The organism is Bacillus sp. FJAT-27445, from assembly GCF_001510665.1.
Lineage (GTDB): Bacteria > Bacillota > Bacilli > Bacillales > Cytobacillaceae > Bacillus_D.
Window position 1 is genome coordinate 84,195 of sequence record NZ_LMTI01000001.1, and the last position, 20,775, is coordinate 104,969.

Annotated in this window: 17 protein-coding genes; all 17 read left to right on the forward strand. The window is 45.8% G+C overall.

Annotation, left to right across the window (positions count from 1 at the left end):
• Positions 1-10 precede the first annotated feature (10 nt).
• The 17 genes from AR337_RS00475 (at position 11) to AR337_RS00555 (ending at position 20,755) form a co-directional block, all read left to right on the forward strand.
• On the forward strand, positions 11-2,179 hold the full coding sequence (locus AR337_RS00475; RefSeq protein WP_367576238.1) for a penicillin-binding protein: 2,169 nt from the start codon (positions 11-13) through the stop codon (positions 2,177-2,179).
• Positions 2,180-2,310: 131 nt separating this feature from the next.
• Positions 2,311-4,230: a stage V sporulation protein D gene (locus AR337_RS00480; protein ID WP_059170049.1), complete on the forward strand. Its 1,920-nt coding sequence runs from the start codon at positions 2,311-2,313 to the stop codon at positions 4,228-4,230.
• Between the two features lie 164 nt (positions 4,231-4,394).
• Positions 4,395-5,864, forward strand: a complete 1,470-nt coding sequence (locus AR337_RS00485) for a UDP-N-acetylmuramoyl-L-alanyl-D-glutamate--2,6-diaminopimelate ligase (protein WP_059170050.1) — start codon at positions 4,395-4,397, stop codon at positions 5,862-5,864.
• A gap of 162 nt (positions 5,865-6,026) precedes the next feature.
• Positions 6,027-7,001: a phospho-N-acetylmuramoyl-pentapeptide-transferase gene (gene mraY, locus AR337_RS00490; RefSeq protein ID WP_059170051.1), complete on the forward strand. Its 975-nt coding sequence runs from the start codon at positions 6,027-6,029 to the stop codon at positions 6,999-7,001.
• Positions 7,002-8,351: a UDP-N-acetylmuramoyl-L-alanine--D-glutamate ligase gene (gene murD / locus AR337_RS00495; RefSeq protein WP_059170052.1), complete on the forward strand. Its 1,350-nt coding sequence runs from the start codon at positions 7,002-7,004 to the stop codon at positions 8,349-8,351.
• Positions 8,352-8,442: 91 nt separating this feature from the next.
• On the forward strand, positions 8,443-9,543 hold the full coding sequence (gene spoVE / locus AR337_RS00500) for a stage V sporulation protein E (protein WP_059170806.1): 1,101 nt from the start codon (positions 8,443-8,445) through the stop codon (positions 9,541-9,543).
• A gap of 825 nt (positions 9,544-10,368) precedes the next feature.
• Complete coding sequence (gene murB, locus AR337_RS00505; RefSeq protein ID WP_059170053.1) at positions 10,369-11,277, forward strand: UDP-N-acetylmuramate dehydrogenase; 909 nt, start codon at positions 10,369-10,371, stop codon at positions 11,275-11,277.
• Between the two features lie 161 nt (positions 11,278-11,438).
• Positions 11,439-12,224, forward strand: a complete 786-nt coding sequence (locus tag AR337_RS00510) for a cell division protein FtsQ/DivIB (protein ID WP_059170054.1) — start codon at positions 11,439-11,441, stop codon at positions 12,222-12,224.
• Complete coding sequence (locus tag AR337_RS00515) at positions 12,202-12,909, forward strand: DUF881 domain-containing protein (RefSeq protein ID WP_253701427.1); 708 nt, start codon at positions 12,202-12,204, stop codon at positions 12,907-12,909. The genes AR337_RS00510 and AR337_RS00515 overlap by 23 nt, the downstream gene beginning before the upstream one ends.
• Before the next feature lie 37 nt (positions 12,910-12,946).
• Positions 12,947-13,690: a DUF881 domain-containing protein gene (locus tag AR337_RS00520; protein WP_059170807.1), complete on the forward strand. Its 744-nt coding sequence runs from the start codon at positions 12,947-12,949 to the stop codon at positions 13,688-13,690.
• Complete coding sequence (locus AR337_RS00525; protein ID WP_059170056.1) at positions 13,690-14,052, forward strand: small basic family protein; 363 nt, start codon at positions 13,690-13,692, stop codon at positions 14,050-14,052. The genes AR337_RS00520 and AR337_RS00525 overlap by 1 nt, the downstream gene beginning before the upstream one ends.
• A gap of 122 nt (positions 14,053-14,174) precedes the next feature.
• Positions 14,175-15,461, forward strand: coding sequence for a cell division protein FtsA (gene ftsA / locus AR337_RS00530; protein ID WP_059170057.1), 1,287 nt, complete (start codon positions 14,175-14,177; stop codon positions 15,459-15,461).
• A gap of 172 nt (positions 15,462-15,633) precedes the next feature.
• Positions 15,634-16,770 (forward strand): cell division protein FtsZ, encoded by a 1,137-nt coding sequence (ftsZ, locus tag AR337_RS00535; protein WP_059170058.1) that lies wholly within the window; start codon positions 15,634-15,636, stop codon positions 16,768-16,770.
• Positions 16,771-17,325: 555 nt separating this feature from the next.
• Entirely contained in the window at positions 17,326-18,258 is a 933-nt protein-coding gene (spoIIGA, locus tag AR337_RS00540) for a sigma-E processing peptidase SpoIIGA (protein ID WP_059170059.1), read from the forward strand.
• Positions 18,259-18,303: 45 nt separating this feature from the next.
• On the forward strand, positions 18,304-19,023 hold the full coding sequence (sigE, locus tag AR337_RS00545; protein ID WP_059170060.1) for an RNA polymerase sporulation sigma factor SigE: 720 nt from the start codon (positions 18,304-18,306) through the stop codon (positions 19,021-19,023).
• A 163-nt stretch (positions 19,024-19,186) separates the two neighbouring features.
• Complete coding sequence (gene sigG, locus AR337_RS00550; protein WP_059170061.1) at positions 19,187-19,966, forward strand: RNA polymerase sporulation sigma factor SigG; 780 nt, start codon at positions 19,187-19,189, stop codon at positions 19,964-19,966.
• A gap of 507 nt (positions 19,967-20,473) precedes the next feature.
• Positions 20,474-20,755 (forward strand): YlmC/YmxH family sporulation protein, encoded by a 282-nt coding sequence (locus AR337_RS00555; RefSeq protein WP_059170062.1) that lies wholly within the window; start codon positions 20,474-20,476, stop codon positions 20,753-20,755.
• The last annotated feature ends 20 nt before the right edge of the window (positions 20,756-20,775 follow it).

The following is a 20,775-nucleotide window of genomic DNA, read 5'->3' on the forward strand; positions in this document are numbered from 1 at the left end:
AGCAGTTGGATTGTTTTTTCTTTTCAGCCTGCTCTTTTTTGCCATCCTGTACCGTTTTTTTGTTTTAGGGATAACGGGTGAAGCCGCCGGTCAGCCACTGGCAGCCAAGGCTGAACAGAAACATATGAGGTATAGCACGATTGAAGCGGAGAGGGGCACCATCAAGGATCGGACTGGCGAGGTAATCGCAGAAGATACAGCCTCCTATACCCTTGTAGCCATCGTGGATAAAAAGATGACCACCGACCCGGATAACCCGAGGCATGTTGCCGATCCTGAAAAGACCGCGGCAAAGCTATCAAAATATATTAAATTAGAAGAAAGCGAAATACTTAGGATCCTCTCCAAGAAAAAAGAGAATCCTAAAGTATTTCAAGTCGAGTTTGGCAAAGCTGGCAGTGATATACCCTATCAGACTAAAAAGCAAATTGAAGCTGAAAAACTGCCAGGTATAATCTTTAAACGTGAATCGAAACGTTATTATCCAAACGGCGTCTTCGCTTCCCATGTCGTCGGATTTGTCGAAAAGCAGAAATCGAAGGATGGCAAAATCAATAGCTTTGGGAAACTCGGTCTTGAAAAGGCCATGGACCAGTCTTTAAAAGGGGAGAACGGAAAAATCAATTATGAAAGCGATTTGTGGGGTTATTTGCTTCCTAAAGGGAAGGAATTTGTCACTCCCGCCCAAAATGGAGACGATATTTACCTAACTTTGGATAAAAAAATCCAGACCTTCCTTGAAGATGCTTTAAATAAGACGGTCGAGGAATTCAACCCCAAAAAAATCATCGCCATTGTTGCCGACCCGAAAACAGGAGAAATTCTGGCGATGGGCCAAAGGCCGACTTTCCACCCGAAAACAAGGGACGGCATTGAAAAGAGCTGGCATAATGAAGCGATAGAATATCCGTTTGAACCAGGTTCCACGATGAAAATCTTCACACTTGCAGCTGCAGTGAATGAGGCAGTATTCAATTCGGAAGAAAAGTACAAATCTGGCTCCTACAAGGTTACAGACCGTGATAAAGCAATCAAAGACCATAACGGAAAAGGATGGGGATCAATTTCCTATCTTGAGGGCGTCCAGCGCTCATCGAACGTTGCATTTGCCAAAATCGCCAAAGAAAAACTGGGTTTTGAAAAATTCCGGGAGTATTTGACCAAGTTTGGTTTGGACAGGCAAACAGGGATTGACCTTCCTGATGAAGCAACAAGCAAGCTGCGCTATGAGTGGCCGATCGAAAAAATTACAACCTCGTACGGCCAGGGAACGGCCATCACGGCCATTCAGCAAATCCAAGCGGCAACCGCGATTGCAAATGATGGGAAAATGATGAAGCCCCATGTTATCAAAAAAATAGTTGACCATGATACAGGCGAAACGATAGAGGAAAAAAAGCCCGAAGTTGTCTCGCGGCCAATTACTCCTGAAGCTGCAAAGAAAGTCAGGGATATATTGGGGACAGTTATTACATCACCGAATGGCACAGGTCAACGTTACAATATCGAAGGATACAGCGTTGCGGGTAAAACTGGCACTGCCGAAATGTCGCAGGGCGGCGGTTACCTGAAGGGACCAGGGGATTATATTTTCTCCTTCCTGGGAATGGCGCCAAAGGACGACCCAAAACTTATTGTCTATGTTGCGGTCCAGCAACCGGACATCGATAGCTATTTCAAGGGATCTCTTCCTGTTTCAATGATATTTAATCCAGTTATGAAAAACAGCCTGCAATATATGAATATCAAGCCTTCCACCCTTGTTCCGCCAAAAACCGAGGCATTGCCTGACCTGGCGGGAAAGAAATCCTCGGAAGCTGGGAAGCTTCTTAAGGACAAAGGGTTTGATGCCGTTGTGATTGGGAAGGGCGGCACTGTTGTCGGCCAGATTCCCGCTGCAGGGGAAACCGTGATGGAAGGTGAAAAGGTAATTCTCCGCACTTCCGGGGATCCAGTTATGCCGGACATGGCCGGATGGTCGTTAAGGGATGCGATGAAGGCGGCTAACCTGGCAAAGCTAAGCTTGAATTTTAAGGGTTCAGGCTATGTCGCCAAACAAAGCATTACGAAGGGGACTCTTTTGAAGGATGGAGACCATCTAACAATTGAGCTCGAAACCCCGTTCGATAGCATAAACGGAAAAGATGAGGAGATGAAGGACCCGGAAGTAAAGGAATAGTAGCTCATATCCGGCCGGCGGGATTACCCGCCGGCGTTCTATTTTTTTATAGGCCCGCATAAGAATGAACGACAGGCATGTCCTTCCCCAATAAACGGGGCCAGGTTCTGAAAGAAGGAGGAGCACACTTAATGCGGGTTTCAAATGTTACGGTTAGGAAACGGCTGATGGCAGCCCTTTTAACGGGCATCCTTGTATTCATTATCATTGATGTCCGGCTTGGGTATGTCCAATTTTATTTAGGGGATATGCTGACCGACAGGGCCAAGGATTCTTGGAGCCGAAATATTCCGTTCGCCCCTAAGAGGGGTGAAATAGTCGACCGCAACGGGGTTCCACTTGCAACGAATATCAGTTCGCCAACGGTTTGGATCGTGCCCAGGCAAGTAGAAGACCCGGAAACCGCAGCCGAAAAGCTTGCGGCTGTCTTAAATACATCAAAGGAAAGCACACTCAAGAGCCTGACGGAAACCGAATCGATCATCCGTCTTCCTTCAGGCAGGAAAATCTCGCATGAAAAGGCTAAGGAAATCCGTTTGCTTGGCTTGAAAGGAATTTATTTGGGAGATGATTCGAAACGCCATTATCCATTTGGCAATTATTTATCACATGTACTTGGGTTTGCAGGGATAGACAACCAGGGATTGATGGGACTGGAGTTATTCTATAATAAGGAATTAAGCGGCCAAAAAGGCTCGGTCCAATTCTATGCGGATGCAAAAGGCCGCCGTATGGATGATATGGCTGATGATTATCAGCCGCCGATAGACGGCCTTGATTTAAAATTGACGATTGATACAAAAGTCCAGACAATTGTTGAAAGAGAACTGGAAATCGCTCAAAAAACGTATAACCCAGATGGATTAGTCGCGATAGCAATGAATCCTAATAATGGGGAAATACTGGCCATGTCAAGCCGACCTAATTTTGACCCGGCAAATTTCCGGACCGTTCCCCAGGAGGTATACAACAGGAATCTCCCTGTTTGGAGTACGTATGAACCGGGTTCCACATTTAAAATCATCACTCTTGCCGCAGCTATCGAGGAAGGAAAGGTGAATTTGGAAAAAGACCATTTCCATGATTCCGGAAGTGTCCAGGTAGCGGGTGCGAGGCTGAAATGCTGGAAGCGAGGCGGGCATGGCAGCCAATCTTTCCTTGAGGTCGTCCAAAATTCATGCAACCCTGGATTTGTTGAACTAGGAGAAAGGCTTGGAAAGGACAAACTATTCAGCTATATTAAAGGATTCGGTTTTGGCCAAAAAACTGGAATAGACCTTCAGGGTGAAGGTACAGGCATCCTGTTTAATATGAATCGGGTCGGACCGGTAGAACTTGCAACAACAGCATTCGGCCAAGGGGTTTCAGTAACACCCATTCAGCAGGTTGCGGCCGTGGCAGCTGCCGTAAACGGGGGATACCTCTATACCCCCTATATAGCAAAGGAATTGGTTGATCCTGTCACAAATCAGGTGATTATGAAAAATTCCCCAAAGCTAAAAAGGCGTGTCATTTCAGAGGAAACATCAAAGCAAATCAGGTTTGCCCTTGAAAGTGTCGTTGCGCAAGGTACGGGCGGAAAAGCGTTCATCGATTCCTACCGGGTAGGCGGCAAGACTGGGACTGCCCAGAAAGCTCAAGGCGGACGCTACCTTGAGAACAACCATATCGTCTCCTTTATCGGTTTCGCACCAGCGGATGACCCGCAGCTCGTTGTGTATGTCGCTGTAGACAATCCAAAGGGTACTGTCCAATTTGGCGGTGTTGTTTCCGCGCCGATTGTTGGAAATATCATGAAAGATTCTCTGCTGGCGATGGGTGTTGAGCCGCGAAAGGAACAAATTGAAAAGAAAATGACGTGGCAGGATGTACCAATGATTGAAATGCCAAATCTCGAAGGGCTTTCCAAAAAAGAGTTAAGGGAGCAAATGGAAAACCTTAAAGTCGAGGCAAAAGGTGAAGGCGATATTGTCATCAAGCAATTGCCTCAGGCAGGTACCCGGGTGAAAGACGGCTCAACCATCATCCTTTATTTTGGAAATGGAAATTAAAAATTGGAAGGCGATGGAACCTTTTCCTCCGCCTTCTTCCTGTGTTTCCAGGATATAGATTAAGTTATGCGGCGGACTTGGCAATTAACGATGGATTTATGGCGAAATGCAAGTGTATCATGTAAAATAGGTATCGATTGTTACGCAAGAGAGGAATTGAAAAAATGAAATTGCATGACCTTTTAAAGCATTTACACCAACCCGGTGCATTGCCGGACGAGAATCCCGAAATTGTCTCTGTTGAAGACAGCGATAGCAAGGTAATAGATGGCAGTCTGTTTATCTGCATTAAAGGCTACTCCGTGGATGGACATGATTTTGCAGAGACGGCTGTAAAAAAGGGCGCAGCAGCGATTGTAGCCCAAAGGCCGCTTGACTGCTCGGTTCCTGTATTTATTGTCCGCGATACGACGAGGGCAAAGGCCGTGATTGCCGACGCGTTTTATGGCCATCCAAGCCATGGTATCCATTTGACGGGGATAACAGGAACGAATGGCAAGACAACAACGAGCCATTTAATTGAACAAATTTTTGCGGATGCAGGGAACAAGACCGGATTGATCGGAACAATGTACACAAAAATCGGCGACAAAAAATATGATGTAAAGAATACTACACCGGAAAGCCTCACACTTCAGAAAACGTTCAGGATGATGGCTGATGAAGGTGTTACGCATGCGGTAATGGAGGTATCCTCCCACGCACTTGATTATGGCCGGGTCCATGGTACGGATTTCAATGTAGCCGTATTTACAAATCTTACCCAGGACCATCTGGATTACCATAAGACGATGGAAAAATACAGGCAGGCAAAAAGCCTTTTGTTTTCCCAACTGGGGAATACCTATTCCGAAAATTCACCAAAATTTGCGGTTTTAAATAGTGATGATCCCGCTTCCGGGGAATTCATAAAAGCAACCGCAGCGCATGTTCTTACATATGGAATCGATCAAAAGGCCGATATACAGGCTGGGGATATCAAGCTATCCCCGCAGGGAACATCATTTATCCTCCAAGTGGCTGGCGAGTCTTACCCTGTTACAATGAAGCAGGTCGGCAAGTTTAATGTATATAACGCCCTTGCCGCAATTGGGGCTGCTATTGCTGCAGGATTAAATCCCAGAGACGCACTGGCTACACTTGAGAAAATAGAAGGAGTGGCTGGGAGGTTCGAAACGGTTGATGCTGGCCAGGACTTTACCGTAATTGTCGATTATGCACATACGCCGGATAGCTTGGAAAATGTTTTAAAAACAGTCAGCGAATTTGCGAAAAGGAATGTCTATGTCATCGTCGGCTGCGGTGGCGACAGGGATAAGGCAAAGCGCCCGTTAATGGCCAAAATTGCATGCGATTATGGAACACACCCGGTGCTCACTTCAGATAACCCAAGGAGCGAGGATCCCCTTGCGATTCTCGGGGATATGGAAGAGGGGGTAAAAGGCAGGGATTACAAGGTCATTCCCGACAGGAGAGAAGCCATCAATTTCGCGGTACGCTCCGCGGAGTCCGGCGATATTATCCTAATAGCCGGGAAGGGGCACGAGACCTATCAGGAAATTAACGGGGTTAAGCATGATTTCGACGACAGGGTTGCTGCCAGGGAAGCTGTCCTTCGGATGGCAAAGGACTAAAACACACAAAACTAAACTACAATATAATGGAGATTAATGTATTTATGAGTACCAGACAATTTGTTTTTTTTCACAAGGGCTTTCTCCCCAAAAAAACTTCAAATGATATTTTTGTGGCCAAGGGCATTGCCAAGGCCGCTTTTCCGGTAAGGAGGCAGCTTTATGCTTGAGCAAGTTATTTTCTTTACAATCCTGATGGGCTTTTTAATATCCGTCCTCCTTTCCCCAGTCTTTATTCCTTTTCTCAGGAGACTGAAATTTGGGCAAAGCATAAGGGAAGAGGGGCCTAAATCTCACCAGAAAAAGTCGGGGACTCCGACTATGGGCGGGATTATTATCCTTTTGTCCATCATTATTACATCACTCGTCATGGCGAGTAAATTTGCAGGGCCTACCTCCAAGACCCATATGCTAATTATTGTTACTGCCGGTTTCGGCCTTCTTGGTTTTCTTGATGATTTCATCAAAGTTGCCATGAAGCGCAATTTGGGCCTTACGTCAAAACAGAAACTGCTTGGCCAGATTATTATTTCGGTCATTTTTTATCTGTTATACAGAAGAAATGAAATGCCGTCCGAACTAGGTTTGCCTTTTACGGATTTCTCGATTGACCTTGGCTGGTTTTATCTCGGCTTTGTCATTTTTTGGCTCGTCGGCTTCTCGAATGCAGTCAATCTGACAGACGGGCTTGATGGCCTCGTCTCGGGGACGGCAGCCATTGCATTCGGGGCATTTGCTGTCCTTGCCTGGAGCCAGTCACAGTTCGAGCTGTCAATTTTTAGTGTTGCTGTAGTCGGCGCGGTATTGGGATTTTTAGTATTCAATGCCCATCCGGCAAAAGTGTTTATGGGTGATACCGGATCATTGGCGCTCGGCGGGGCCATCGCCGCACTTTCAATTCTTACAGGACACGAATTGCTGCTCCTGGTAATCGGAGGCGTCTTTGTTATTGAAACGCTCTCCGTCATCCTACAGGTCATTTCTTTTAAAACGACCGGGAAAAGGATTTTTAAGATGAGCCCGCTCCATCACCATTACGAATTATCGGGGTGGTCAGAGTGGCGTGTCGTTGTTACTTTTTGGACTGTAGGCCTCCTTTTTGCGATACTTGGAATTTATATCGGGGTGTGGTTGTAAGTGAAGATGATCGAAACGTACCAGCACAGAAAAATATTAGTCCTGGGCCTGGCAAAAAGCGGAGTGACCGCGGCCGCGCTCCTTCATAAGCTTGGCGCTTTTGTCACCGTCAATGACTTCAAGCCGCTTTCCGAGAACACAGAGGCCCAAGGGCTGCTTGAACAGGGGATTACTGTCATATGCGGCAGCCACCCAGTCGAACTGCTTGAGGAAGGGTTTGAACTGGTTGTAAAAAACCCTGGCATCCCCTATACAAACCCAATGGTAATGAGAGCCATGGAAAAGAAAATACCTGTCATTACTGAGGTCGAACTTGCCTGGCAAATATCCGAAGCACCATTTATCGGAATAACTGGTACAAACGGAAAAACAACGACAACGACACTGATTTTTGAAATGCTGAAACAGGGGGCTAAAAACCCCCTTATTGCAGGGAATATTGGAACGGTTGCCTCCGGTGTTGCCCAGGAAGCCACCAAGGAAAATACTATCGTAATCGAGCTTTCGTCCTTCCAGTTGATGGGCATTGAAAAGTTTAGGCCAAAGATTGCTGTATTAACGAATCTCTACGATGCCCACCTTGATTACCACGGTACAAGGACTGGCTATCATGCCGCGAAGGCGAACATTACAAAGAACCAAGGGGATGGCGACTACCTTGTCTACAATGCTGACCAGGAAGAAACTGCTGTCATTGCCAGGGAATCGAACGCATGCCTTGTTCCATTTTCGTCTACAAGGGATTTAGGAAGGGGGGCCTATACGAGTGATGGCTGGCTTTGCTTTGATGGCGAAAAAGTCCTCCATCGGGAAGATGTGGCCCTCCCAGGTGAACACAATCTTGAAAATATCCTTTCCGCACTCGCTTCCGCTAAGCTTTCCGGCGTGTCGAATGAGGCGATCCAATCAGTGCTGAAAACCTTCACAGGGGTCCGCCATCGCCTCCAGTTTGTTGTTGAGAAGGATGGCATAAAAATTTATAATGATTCGAAGGCAACCAATATCCTTGCCACGCAAAAAGCGCTTGAGGCATTTGACGCACCAATTGTCCTACTGGCGGGCGGTCTGGATCGCGGCAATGGATTTGATGAGCTCATACCTTACATGAAAAACGTAAAAGCATTGATTACATTCGGCCAGACTGCCGCAAAACTTGAGGAAGCTGGCAGGAGAGCAGGAATAAAATCACTTGTCCGCGCCGATAATGTTGAGGGTGCTGTTCCGGAAGCGTACAGGCTTTCCAATCCCGGAGATGTCATTCTCCTTTCACCTGCATGTGCAAGCTGGGACCAGTACAAAACTTTTGAGGTCCGTGGCGACATGTTTATTGAGGCGGTGCATAAGCTGTAGTAAGGGCTTGTCTCCTTGTTTGAGCCGCTAATCGCAATATGCCTGGCTCACCGGAACGCCCAATACATGCATGGGGCAGAGGTGTTTGGCATTGCCAGTAAAAAAGAATTCTCCAGACATGATCCTTTTGGCTGTTACATTTGCACTCCTGGCATTTGGGCTTATCATGGTTTATAGTTCGAGTGCAATTTGGGCCCAGTTTAAGTTCGATGATTCCTTTTTCTTTGCGAAAAGGCAAATGCTTTTTGCGGGAGTCGGAATTGCAGCGATGTTTTTCATCATGAATATTAACTATCTAACGTGGCGTACATGGGCGAAAATTATCCTCATTGTGTGTTTCGTTCTGCTTTTGATGGTCCTGGTACCCGGGGTAGGAAATGTCAGGAATGGTTCCAGGAGCTGGATAGGAGTAGGCGCTTTTTCGATTCAGCCCTCCGAATTCATGAAGCTCGCAATGATTGCTTTTCTGGCGAAATTCCTTTCAGAGAAGCAAAAAATGATTACATCTTTCCGAAAAGGGTTAATACCATCCCTGGCTTTGGTGTTTTCTGCCTTTGCGCTCATCATGCTGCAGCCCGATCTTGGGACAGGTACGGTAATGGTCGGCACCTGCCTGGTGATGATTTTCGTTGCCGGGGGAAGGCTGAGCCATTTTGCGGGACTAATGCTTCTTGGTGCAGCCGGTTTCGCTGGTCTAATCATATCGGCCCCTTACCGTATTAAACGGATAACATCCTTCCTTGATCCCTGGTCGGATGCGCAGGACAGCGGCTTCCAAATTATTCAGTCTCTTTATGCGATTGGGCCAGGCGGGCTTTTTGGCCTTGGCCTCGGTGAAAGCCGCCAGAAATTCTTTTATCTTCCAGAGCCGCAAACGGATTTTATTTTTGCGATTTTGGCGGAGGAATTGGGTTTTATCGGAGGCTCGCTTATTCTGCTTTTATTTTCCTTGCTCCTTTGGAGGGGAATCAGGATTGCTCTTGGAGCTCCGGACCTGTACGGTAGCTTCCTTGCTGTTGGCATCATTGCGATGGTTGCCATCCAGGTCATGATCAATATAGGTGTTGTGACGGGGCTTATGCCCGTTACAGGAATCACACTTCCGTTTTTAAGCTATGGCGGGTCATCACTTACCCTCATGCTTATGGCGATCGGGGTACTCTTAAACATTAGCCGCTATGTAAAATATTGACTGGTGCCCTGCTGATGCAGGGTTCTTTTATCTCATCGTTTTGGCTCGAAATTAAAAATGGAATGGTATACCAGGACCCTTTTCGTCGTTTCCTTGTTTAATTTATAGTAGAATGAGGGTATATAAAGCGGGTGCTTTTATGCTTGCCAGAGGTGGAGGGACAGCATGATGCTGGAAGAGGTGGGCCAATGAAAATAGCCATCAACGGTGAGGATACCGGAGGCCCTGATAAGGGAAATCCAGAAGGAGGACCCGAAAGCCGAGTTTATATATATATGAACAGAAAAGGAGCTTGAGAGTAAGCTTGTCCCGCGAAAATTGTCCGTTCGCTGCTATACATATAACCGGTTTTAAACGAAAACTTTTCTTCTAAACATAAATTCGATCTGGAGGTTTCTCACTTGGAAGAGGAGAAGCATAGATCTTTTAAAAGAGTTCAAGCAGGATTCGGTTATGAGTACTGGGTGATATGTATCCGGGCCTGTTGTTTTTGCTGCACCAGGAATAGAATGCCCTGGCACTTAGCAGGCATGCCCCGAACTGTTGACTGACTGAAAAAGAGCTTTCAAGCAAAAAAAAATTACGATTGACGGGATAATACCCTACCGGGACAAAGTGTCTGGAATGCGATGGGAAGCGAAAAACCTGCAGTATCTGACTCCGCTTACAGACAGGCTATTTAATGTCCTAAAAAACTTTCCAGTTCGTCTGCCAAAGTGTAGCCGATGAAAGGGCATTCTTGCTTGAGAATAAAAGAGAACCACACCTTGGGCAATGCATACACTGAAAAAAACTCCGATTGTATAAAGAAAGGGAGGAATCCTTATGGATGAGCTGAAAAAAGAGTTAGAATCTGCCGGGATTGGCCGGGTGAAGGAAGCGGAACCGCTGTCGCAACATACAACCATTAAAATCGGCGGGCCTGCAGACCTTTTAGTCGAGCCATCTTCAATAGAAAACCTATTCAAAACGATGGAAGTGATCAAGCGCCACAAAGCCCCGTTCCGGGCGATAGGGCGCGGCTCCAACCTGCTAGTCTCAGACAGGGGAATAGAAGGAGTAGTTATTAAGCTGGGCAGCGGCCTGGACCGCCTGGAGCAAAATGGTAATGAAATAACTGTAGGGGGCGGCCAATCCCTGATTTCACTTGCTACATCAATAAGCAGAAAAGGGTTCACAGGCCTTGAGTTCGCAGGAGGAATTCCCGGTTCTGTTGGCGGGGCCGTATACATGAATGCAGGCGCCCACGGTTCCGATATTAGTAAAATACTGAAAAAGGCCCATATATTATTTGAGGATGGCAAAATCGAGTGGCTCACAAATGAAGAGCTTGAGTTCTCCTATAGGTCATCCATACTACAAAAGAAAAGGCCCGGAATTGTCGTGGAAGCCGTTTTCCAGTTGGAATCGGGTGACAAGGAAGCAATCATGGGGGAGCTCCAAAAAAATAAGGACTACCGCAAGGATACACAGCCTTGGAATTATCCGTGTGCAGGAAGCATTTTCCGCAATCCGCTCCCGAACTATGCGGGCAGGCTAATTGAAGCTGCCGGCCTGAAGGGGCATTCGATCGGCGGGGCAAAAATATCAGAAATGCACGGTAATTTTATTGTTAATACCGGCAATGCTACAGCTGAAGATGTGCTTGCGCTAATTCAGCATGTGAAGGACACCATTTTGGCCCTCGATGGCATCCAAATGGAAACGGAAGTCGAGATAGTTGGAAGGAAATAGCGCGAAATTCCTCTTACCGGCAGGCAATTCTATGCTATAATGTTTCCATTGGATTAGGCGAAAAGCTGTACCAAAACGGCGGCATGAGACTATCGTGCCGTTGTTTTAGATTATCCTCTTGCGGGGCGGGTTTTTCACTAATCATGATGGGGTGAACGGAAATGCAAAAGGGCAAAGTTCTTACCTTGGAAGACAGGATACCAAAGCTGAAGGAACAAAGGCGAAAAAAGGCGAACAGAAGGCTGATCCTTCTGCTTTTTATATTTTTTATCCTGATTGCCGGAGTCCTTTACATACAATCTCCCCTTAGCCATGTGGGTGCCATTAAAGTGAGCGGAAATTCCGTATACGAAGAAACTGAGCTTGTGAAGGTTTCCGGTATCTCCAGCAAAGCGAACATATGGAAAATAAAAAAGGGCCAAGCAGCTGAAAGGCTGATGAAATTGCCGGAACTCAAGGATGCCAGGGTAAAGATTGTATTGCCCAACACAATCCTGATCAACGTAACGGAGCATAAGCGGATAGGCTATCTCGCAAAGAACGGGGGCTTTTATCCCGTAATGGAAAACGGGAAGGTCCTCGCGAGCAACAAAAAACAGTCTCTTTCGGAAAATGTCCCTGTATTAATGGGATTCGAGGAAGGAAAAGTACTTGATGAAATGTGTGCTTCCCTCTTATCGCTTCCAGAAGAAATTTACAATTCAATTTCCGAAATCCACTATACTCCCCAAAAAACAGATGAATTCCATGTTTCGCTGTTTATGAATGACGGGTTTGAAGTGAGTGCTTCCTTAAGAACATTCGCAGAAAAAATGGTCCATTATCCTTCGATAGTGAGCCAGCTTGATCCAAACATAAAAGGGGTCATAGATTTAGAAGTCGGTTCCTTTTTTAAAGCATATGAAATAGAAGGGGAGGAAGGCCTTGAAGAAGAGAGTGATGGGTAAACATGTGATATTATCGCTCGTTTGCCTTGTCCTTGGATATATTATGGCCTTTTCCTATCATTTGACCCTGGTGGAAAATAAACATAAAAACAAAGATGTTACGGGCAGCCATTACGAGCGGACTATCGATCTCAGAAACCAGCTAATATCTCTTGAAGAAGCAAACCGAAAGCTTCAAAGGGAATTTAATAAAAAGCAGGCAAAGGTTCTTCAGATAGAAAAAGAGCTTTCGAAAGAAGAAGACGCCTATTCCTCTATCGCGGGAGATGCTGAAAAATACAGGATGTTCCTTGGAAAGGTAAAAGTTAAGGGTCCGGGAATCGAGGTTTCACTCGCCGATGGTGAATACAACCCGAATGAAGAAAATATTAATAATTATCTTGTCCATGAGCACCATGTTTTCAAGGTTGTGAATGAACTGTATGTTTCTGGGGCTGAAGCCGTGGCAATCAATGGCCAAAGGCTCTCATCCAGGTCCTATATCATTTGCAATGGCCCCGTTATTACAGTTGATGGCAAGCAATATCCAGCCCCATTTATCATTACTGCAATCGGGGACCCTGCAGTCCTTGAGCCAGCATTGACTATGACCGGGGGCGTCAGGGACCAGCTTGTGAATGACAATATTCTTTTCACACTTGAAAAAAAGGATTCTATAAGTTTAAATCCGATTTTGGGCAGCTAATCTATTTAATGTCCACTAAGAAGGTTAGGTGAAAATTGTGGACAAGCAAAAAAAAAATCTTACCAGCTTTTCTCTTGTTGCGGCCATCATTGGTTTTATGATCGCAATCCAGTTCCAGACGATAAAAGAACCTGCAGATGTACGTGATACAAGGGACATTTGGCAGCTTAGGCAGGATATTTTAAAGGAAAAGAAATTGCAATCGGATCTCCTGGCCGAAATCCGATCCACAGAGGATAAGATTGCCGGTTATGAAACAAAAAGGCAAAACGGAAAAGGACAGGTGCTACGGGAAACTCTTGATGAATTAAAGTCCGAGGCTGGATTGACGAAAGCTGCAGGACCCGGTATCATCCTGACAATTGAACCGGTTTATGAGGAGGTGCTGATTGGGGACCCAATCAGCAATACGGTTTCTCCAGACCTTTTAAAAAGGCTTACAAATGAATTGAATATGTATGAGGCAAAGCAAATATCCATTGACGGGCAACGGGTCATCAATTCAACTGTCATTCGTGAAATAAGTTCGGAAACAAGGATTGATGGGCATAGGTTGTCAACACTGCCGATTGAAATAAAAGTGATAGCCGGCAATACGCAATCTGCAGAGAAGCTTTCCAACCGAATGAAAGCATCCCAATCAATGGAGGAGTTCTTTATTGAAAATCTCAGGCTGACAGTTTCCGATGCACTGCCAGATATTGAAATTGAGGCATACGAGAATCCAGTCCGAATAAACACTATGAAGCCGGCAAAGGCCGATGAAGGAGGGAATTCCTAATGTGGCTTCCATTACTGGGACTCATCATCGGGGTAATATTAGGCCTAATGACTGAGATAAGGATTCCTGACGAATATTCAAATTATCTATCTATTGCCGTCCTTGCCGCTTTGGATACCCTTTTTGGCGGAATTAGGGCGCAACTTCAGAATATTTACGATGAAAAGGTTTTCGTCTCAGGCTTTTTCTTTAATATTATTCTTGCAGCAAGTTTAGCTTTCCTGGGAGTCCATCTTGGTGTAGACTTGTACTTAGCCGCCGTTTTTGCTTTCGGAGTAAGGCTGTTTCAGAATATTGCTGTAATTAGAAGGATAATTCTGGCCAAATGGTCAACATCCCGTGAAAAAACAGAAAAAATTTGATTTTTTTTAAAGGGAATCATTTCGTTCTGACGAATATTTTTATAATATATAATTATATTTACAATTTTATGAACGATAAATCTAGTAGAAGGTGCAGTATTTGCCGAAGGAGGTGCCTTAGGATGAACAACAATGAGATATTTGTAAGTCTTGACATCGGTACATCCAGTGTAAAAGTTATCATTGGTGAAAAGGTCAATGACTCGTTAAATATTATCGGAGTTGGCAACGTAAAATCAGCCGGGCTAAGAAAAGGGGCCATAGTTGATATAGAAGAAACCGTTCATTCTATTAAAAAAGCAGTCGAACAGGCCGAGAGAATGATAGGAATGGAAATCAGGCAGGTGATTGTAGGAATTACCGGCAACCACGTTATGCTTCAGCCATGCCATGGAGTGGTTGCGGTTTCCGGGGATAACAAGGAAATTACCCGTGAAGATATTTATCGGGTAGAGGATGCCGCGAAGGTTATCTCCATACCCCCTGAAAGGGAAATCATTGATGTGGTGCCACACCAATACATTGTTGATGGACAGGATGAAATAACCGATCCTCTCAATATGATGGGGGTACGGCTTGAAATGGAAGGCACCATCATTACAGGCTACAAAACAATCCTACATAATGTTTTACGCTGTGTTGAACGTGCGAACCTTGAAATTCTCGATATTACGCTTCAGCCTTTGGCCGCGGGAATGTTTTCCCTTTCAAACGACGAGAAAAACCTTGGAACCGCATTAATCGACATAGGTGGGGGAACAACGACAATTGCTGTTTTCGAAGAAGGCCACCTGACAGCCACCAGTGTGATACCAATTGGCGGTGATCATATAACGAAGGACCTATCCATCGTCCTTAGAACCTCGACGGAAAATGCAGAAAAAATTAAAATTAAATATGGACATGCCTTTTTTGAGGAAGCAGCCGGTGATGAGGTTTTCAGCGTCCCAGTCATTGGCAGCGACCAGCACCAGCAATTTACACAACAAGAAATCTCAGAAATTATCGAAGCCAGGCTTGAAGAGATTTTTGACCTGATTCTTAACGAGTTGAAGAGAATGGGAGTTCGCGACCTGCCGGGAGGGTATGTCCTAACAGGAGGAGTTTCCAATATGGAAGGTGTATTGGAGCTTGCCCAAGCAGTCTTCCAGAGCCGGGTTAGAAGGGCGGTTCCTGATTACATCGGTGTAAGGGAGCCGCAATACACAACAGGAGTGGGCCTGATTAAATACGCTAGCAGGAACAGCAGGCTGGACGGCTATACAGTCCAGTCAGTAAGTGTACCGCATTCCTCCGAACAAAAGGAAAACAGGTCGGCGAAACCTCAGGCTGCTCCCAAGCAGGCGAAACAGCCAGAAGAAAAAATGTCGACAAAAGTAAAGAAATTTTTTGGCTACTTTTTTGAATAGACGATTAATGCCTTCGGGTAACGGCTTTTCAGATGCTGATTGATGATTGAACTAAAAAAAGCCAGGGGTTTCCTGCCTGACTCTCTAGCTTCTGAAACCAGGCAGGCAATGTGCCTCTTGTAAACAAGGCGTAAGGGCGACAAGGAATATGGACGGATTAGGAGGATTTGTCATGTTGGAGTTTGATACAAATTTAGATCAATTAGCTACCATAAAAGTTATTGGCGTCGGAGGCGGCGGAAACAACGCTGTGAACCGAATGATTGAGCATGGAGTCCAGGGCGTTGAATTTATCGCTGTAAATACGGATGCCCAGGCACTGAATCTTTCCAAAGCGGAAGTTAAAATGCAAATTGGCGCAAAACTTACGAGGGGATTAGGTGCAGGCGCCAATCCAGAGGTAGGGAAAAAGGCTGCCGAAGAAAGCAAGGAACAAATTGAAGAAGCACTTCGCGGTGCGGATATGGTTTTCGTAACTGCCGGGATGGGCGGGGGTACAGGTACCGGTGCGGCACCTGTTATTGCTCAAATCGCCAGGGATCTTGGGACCCTGACAGTTGGGGTTGTAACACGCCCGTTTACTTTCGAGGGCAAAAAGCGGCAGTCACAGGCAGCCATGGGCATCGCCGGAATGAAGGAAGCCGTGGATACACTTATCGTGATTCCAAATGACCGCCTCTTGGAAATTGTCGACAAAAGTACACCAATGCTTGAAGCATTTCGTGAAGCGGATAATGTACTTCGCCAAGGTGTCCAAGGTATTTCCGACCTTATCGCAGTGCCGGGCTTGATTAACCTCGATTTCGCGGATGTGAAGACGATCATGTCAAGCAAGGGTTCGGCTCTTATGGGGATTGGTATAGCTGCTGGTGAAAACCGGGCTGCAGAGGCAGCGAAGAAAGCGATCAGTTCACCACTCCTAGAAACTTCAATTGACGGAGCCCAAGGCGTCCTGATGAATATCACTGGCGGGACAAACCTTAGCCTATATGAAGTTCAGGAAGCGGCTGATATCGTAGCATCTGCGTCCGACCAGGAAGTTAACATGATTTTTGGTTCTGTCATCAATGAAAATTTAAAGGACGAAATCCTGGTTACAGTTATCGCAACTGGTTTCAACGAAGAGACCCTGCAGCAAAGGCCTTCAGCCCGCCAATCCTTTGGGCAGCCGAAGCCTTCAATTGGAACGGTGAAAAGGGAGCCAAAGCGTGAAGAACCTGCTCCGGAACCGCAAAGGCAATCCTCGGTTTCCCAGGAAGACACATTGGATATCCCAACATTCCTCCGCAACCGGAACAGAAGACGGTAAATAGTGCGTGTTTCTTCGCGCTCTGCAAATATATTAAAAAGCACGGCCCATCCCTGGGCCGTGCTTTTTATTCTCATCTAGGAAATTATTAAATCGAACCTTTGGGATAACTCGAAATAAGTTATATTAATCCAGCTCCACTAGAATAAGCTTCGAAAGCATAATCCTCGCACGAAGAAAAAGCGTTAGTACAAGGAAAGCTTCCCTGAAAATACATCGCACGGAATTAAGCGATAGCATAAGGAAAGCTTCCCAGTATAATCATCGCAGGGACACAAAGGGAAAGCTCCTGGGAATTAACATCGCAGGGACAGGCGTCTTTTGCTTGTCACGTAGCGGTTTTGGTGCTTGTCACGAAGGCGCTTACGCATTTTGATCATAATCCTATTTTCAACACAGGATATATTGGCAAAAGGTGAAGGGAATCGTTGAAAATTCCTTCTGTACGGTTACATGAATCGACACCTTTTCAACCCGAATATACTATATACTTTTCCGTAAACAGAACACGGCATCCTGCAGATATCCTCCAGGAGCCCGGAAAAGGAGGTACGTGTGACTGTTTACCTGGATGTGATTTGGGCTTTAAATTTGTTCTTTGACTGCCTTCTCCTCAGCCTGGCTGCAATCGTCCTTAAAAAGGCCATTCCTCTGTGGCGGATTGCTGCAGGGGGATTCATTGGGTCCCTAATTATTTTGCTTCATTTTACCCCACTCGGCATTTATTCGGGGCATCCCGTTTCCAAACTGCTGTTTTCAGCTTTTATGGTTTTAACTGCTTTTGGGTACAAAGGGATTAAATTTTTTTTGGCCGCATTGGCCGCGCTATATTTCTCGACGTTTTTAATTGGGGGTGCATTGATGGGCGCGCATTATTTCCTGCAGACTGGCGGGGTAGCCTCCAGGACATTCCTCGCGTCCGTATCATCAGGTTTTGGAGATCCGGTTAGCTGGGCATTCGTATTGATTGGGTTCCCGCTAGCCTGGCACTTTTCGAAAAACAGGCTTGAAGCCAACGAGATGGCGAAAATCAAGTTTGGCCAGCTTGTCGGCGTTCAGGTCTCAATTAACGGGGAAACTTACGATTATACCGGGCTAGTGGATAGTGGCAATCAGCTGTATGACCCATTATCCCGGCTGCCTGTTATGTTCGCATCCGTGAAAAATGCAATTGGCTCTCTTCCCGGGCCACTTGCGCTTGCGTCGTCCAATCCGGAAGCGATAATCTATGGAGAAAAAAAACTTGATTCCGAATGGGAGCACCGCTTAAGAATCATTCCCTTTTCCGTTGTTGGACAAGAAAATCAGTTGGTGCTCGCTATTAAACCCGATTTGGTGACAATTACCCAGGGTGAAAAAATCTATAAAACTAGCAAGGTGCTCGTTTCATTTACGCTTCAGGAGCTTTCATCCGATGGGACCTTTGAGTGCATTGTCCATCCAAAAATGCTAACAGGTATTCCAGGGGGTCCTGGCATGGCAAGTTAATACTAATTATACTCACCGATACTTTTTTTAGAAGGAGGACTACAAGTGAAAAAATGGAGGCTCCGATTATACTATTATTGGTCCAAGCTACTTTTCAAACTTGGTTTGAAAAGTGATGAAGTCTATTACATAGGCGGAAGTGAAGCGCTTCCTCCCCCTCTGAGCAAGGATGAGGAAGAAGTCCTGTTGAAGAAACTTCCCGGAGGGGATAAAATCGCCAGGTCGATTCTTATAGAAAGGAACTTACGTCTAGTTGTCTACATTGCCAGGAAATTCGAGAACACTGGAATCAATATTGAGGATTTGATTTCCATCGGGACGATAGGGCTGATAAAGGCGGTCAACACCTTCAATCCGGAAAAGAAAATAAAACTGGCTACATATGCTTCGAGATGCATTGAAAATGAAATTCTGATGTATTTGAGAAGAAACAACAAAATCAGATCCGAGGTTTCATTTGACGAGCCGCTTAACATCGATTGGGATGGCAATGAACTGCTTTTATCAGATGTTCTTGGAACGGATGATGATATCATTACAAGGGACCTGGAGGCTAATGTCGACCGTAAGCTGTTATCAAAGGCGCTCCACCAGCTTTCCGACAGGGAAAAACAAATTATGGAGCTTCGGTTCGGGCTTGCAAATGGGGAAGAGAAAACACAGAAAGATGTTGCCGATATGTTAGGCATTTCGCAATCCTATATCTCGCGGCTCGAGAAAAGAATTATTAAAAGGCTCCGCAAGGAATTCAATAAAATGGTATAAATTTCAGACCAAGACCAAGAAAAATTTTTTTGCTAAGAAATGCAGCAACTTAAAGGCTTTTTCTCTTTTCGCCCTCCCCTGTACCTCGGGTGCCCTGCATATTTTTCCTTTCCACGGAGATACTGTTTTTTGAACAGCAGCTCCTACAAGGAGGGAAAAGGCATTGACCCGAAATAAGGTTGAAATATGCGGCGTCGATACATCGAAGCTTCCGGTATTGAAAAACGATGAAATGCGCATGCTTTTCAGGGAAATGCAGGCAGGTGACCTGACTGCGAGGGAAAAGCTTGTCAATGGCAACCTGCGGCTAGTACTGAGCGTCATCCAGCGCTTTAACAACCGGGGGGAATTTGTTGACGATCTGTTTCAGGTTGGCTGCATCGGCCTAATGAAATCAATCGACAACTTTGATTTGGGCCAAAATGTAAAGTTTTCCACATATGCAGTGCCAATGATAATCGGTGAAATCAGGCGGTATTTAAGAGATAATAATCCTATCCGAGTTTCAAGGTCGCTTAGGGATATCGCTTACAAGGCACTCCAGGTCAGGGAGAGGCTAATGAGCGAAACTTCGAGGGAACCCACTGCGGAAGAAATCGCCAGGGTTCTGGAGGTTCCCCATGAGGAAATTGTGTTTGCGCTCGATGCGATACAGGATCCCGTTTCCCTGTTCGAACCGATTTACAATGACGGGGGTGACCCTATATACGTCATGGATCAATTGAGCGATGAACGGAATAAGGATACCCAGTGGATTGAAGAAATCGCCCTAAAGGAAGGGATGCGCAGGCTGAACGACCGGGAAAAACTAATCTTGCGAAAACGGTTCTTCCAGGGAAAAACCCAAATGGAGGTCGCCGATGAAATCGGTATTTCCCAAGCGCAGGTTTCAAGGCTGGAAAAGGCTGCAATTAAACAAATGAATAAAAATATCCAAAGCTAAGCTGCCCGCCATGGGTGGCTTTTTCATCGTCCAGGAAATTATAAAATTGAACATAGTGGATAACTCGAAATAAGTTATATTAATCCAGCTCCACCAGAATAAGCTTCGAAAGCATAAGCCTCGCACGAAGAAAAAGCGTTAGCTTTTTCGAGGAGCGCCTAGCCCCTCGAGGTCATAAGCCGGTTCCCTCCGGAGGGCAGGCCCGTCCTCGGAAATGCTCGCATTTCCTTCGTGCGTGGGCGGATTCAGGGATGCCATTCAGTGTCCTGCGGGCCCCGTCTTATGCTGGTCGGGGCTGACCACTAAGGAAAGCTCCTTGGAATAATCATCGCAGGGACAAGCGGTTTGTGCTTGTCGCGAAGGCGCTTGCGCATTTTGTTCATTGCACCTTATTACATTGCCAGGTCGAAAGTGCCCGTAAGTTTTATCTCGGCCGATACATATCCTTGAACAATAATCCTGGTCTTCTGCATATAGTTTAAATAGAACAGGACAGGAGTGAATCAAATGGTAAGGATATCGGATTTTCAAATGAAGGATGTCGTTAATGTAGCAGATGGCAAAAAGCTCGGCAATGTAACCGATATAGACATAAACTTGGCAACAGGAAAAATACAGGCAGTGGTAATTAGCGGCTCCGGGAAGGTTCTCGGCCTTTTTGGAAAAGAGGACGATACGGTCATCCCATGGTCCAATATTTTAAAGATTGGCCACGATGTCATTCTGGTGAGGGCCAGCGGACAGGCGTTGAAGCCATCACCCGAGGGCCAGGAAAACAGTGTGGGGTAAGTAAACCTGTCGGATTTAGG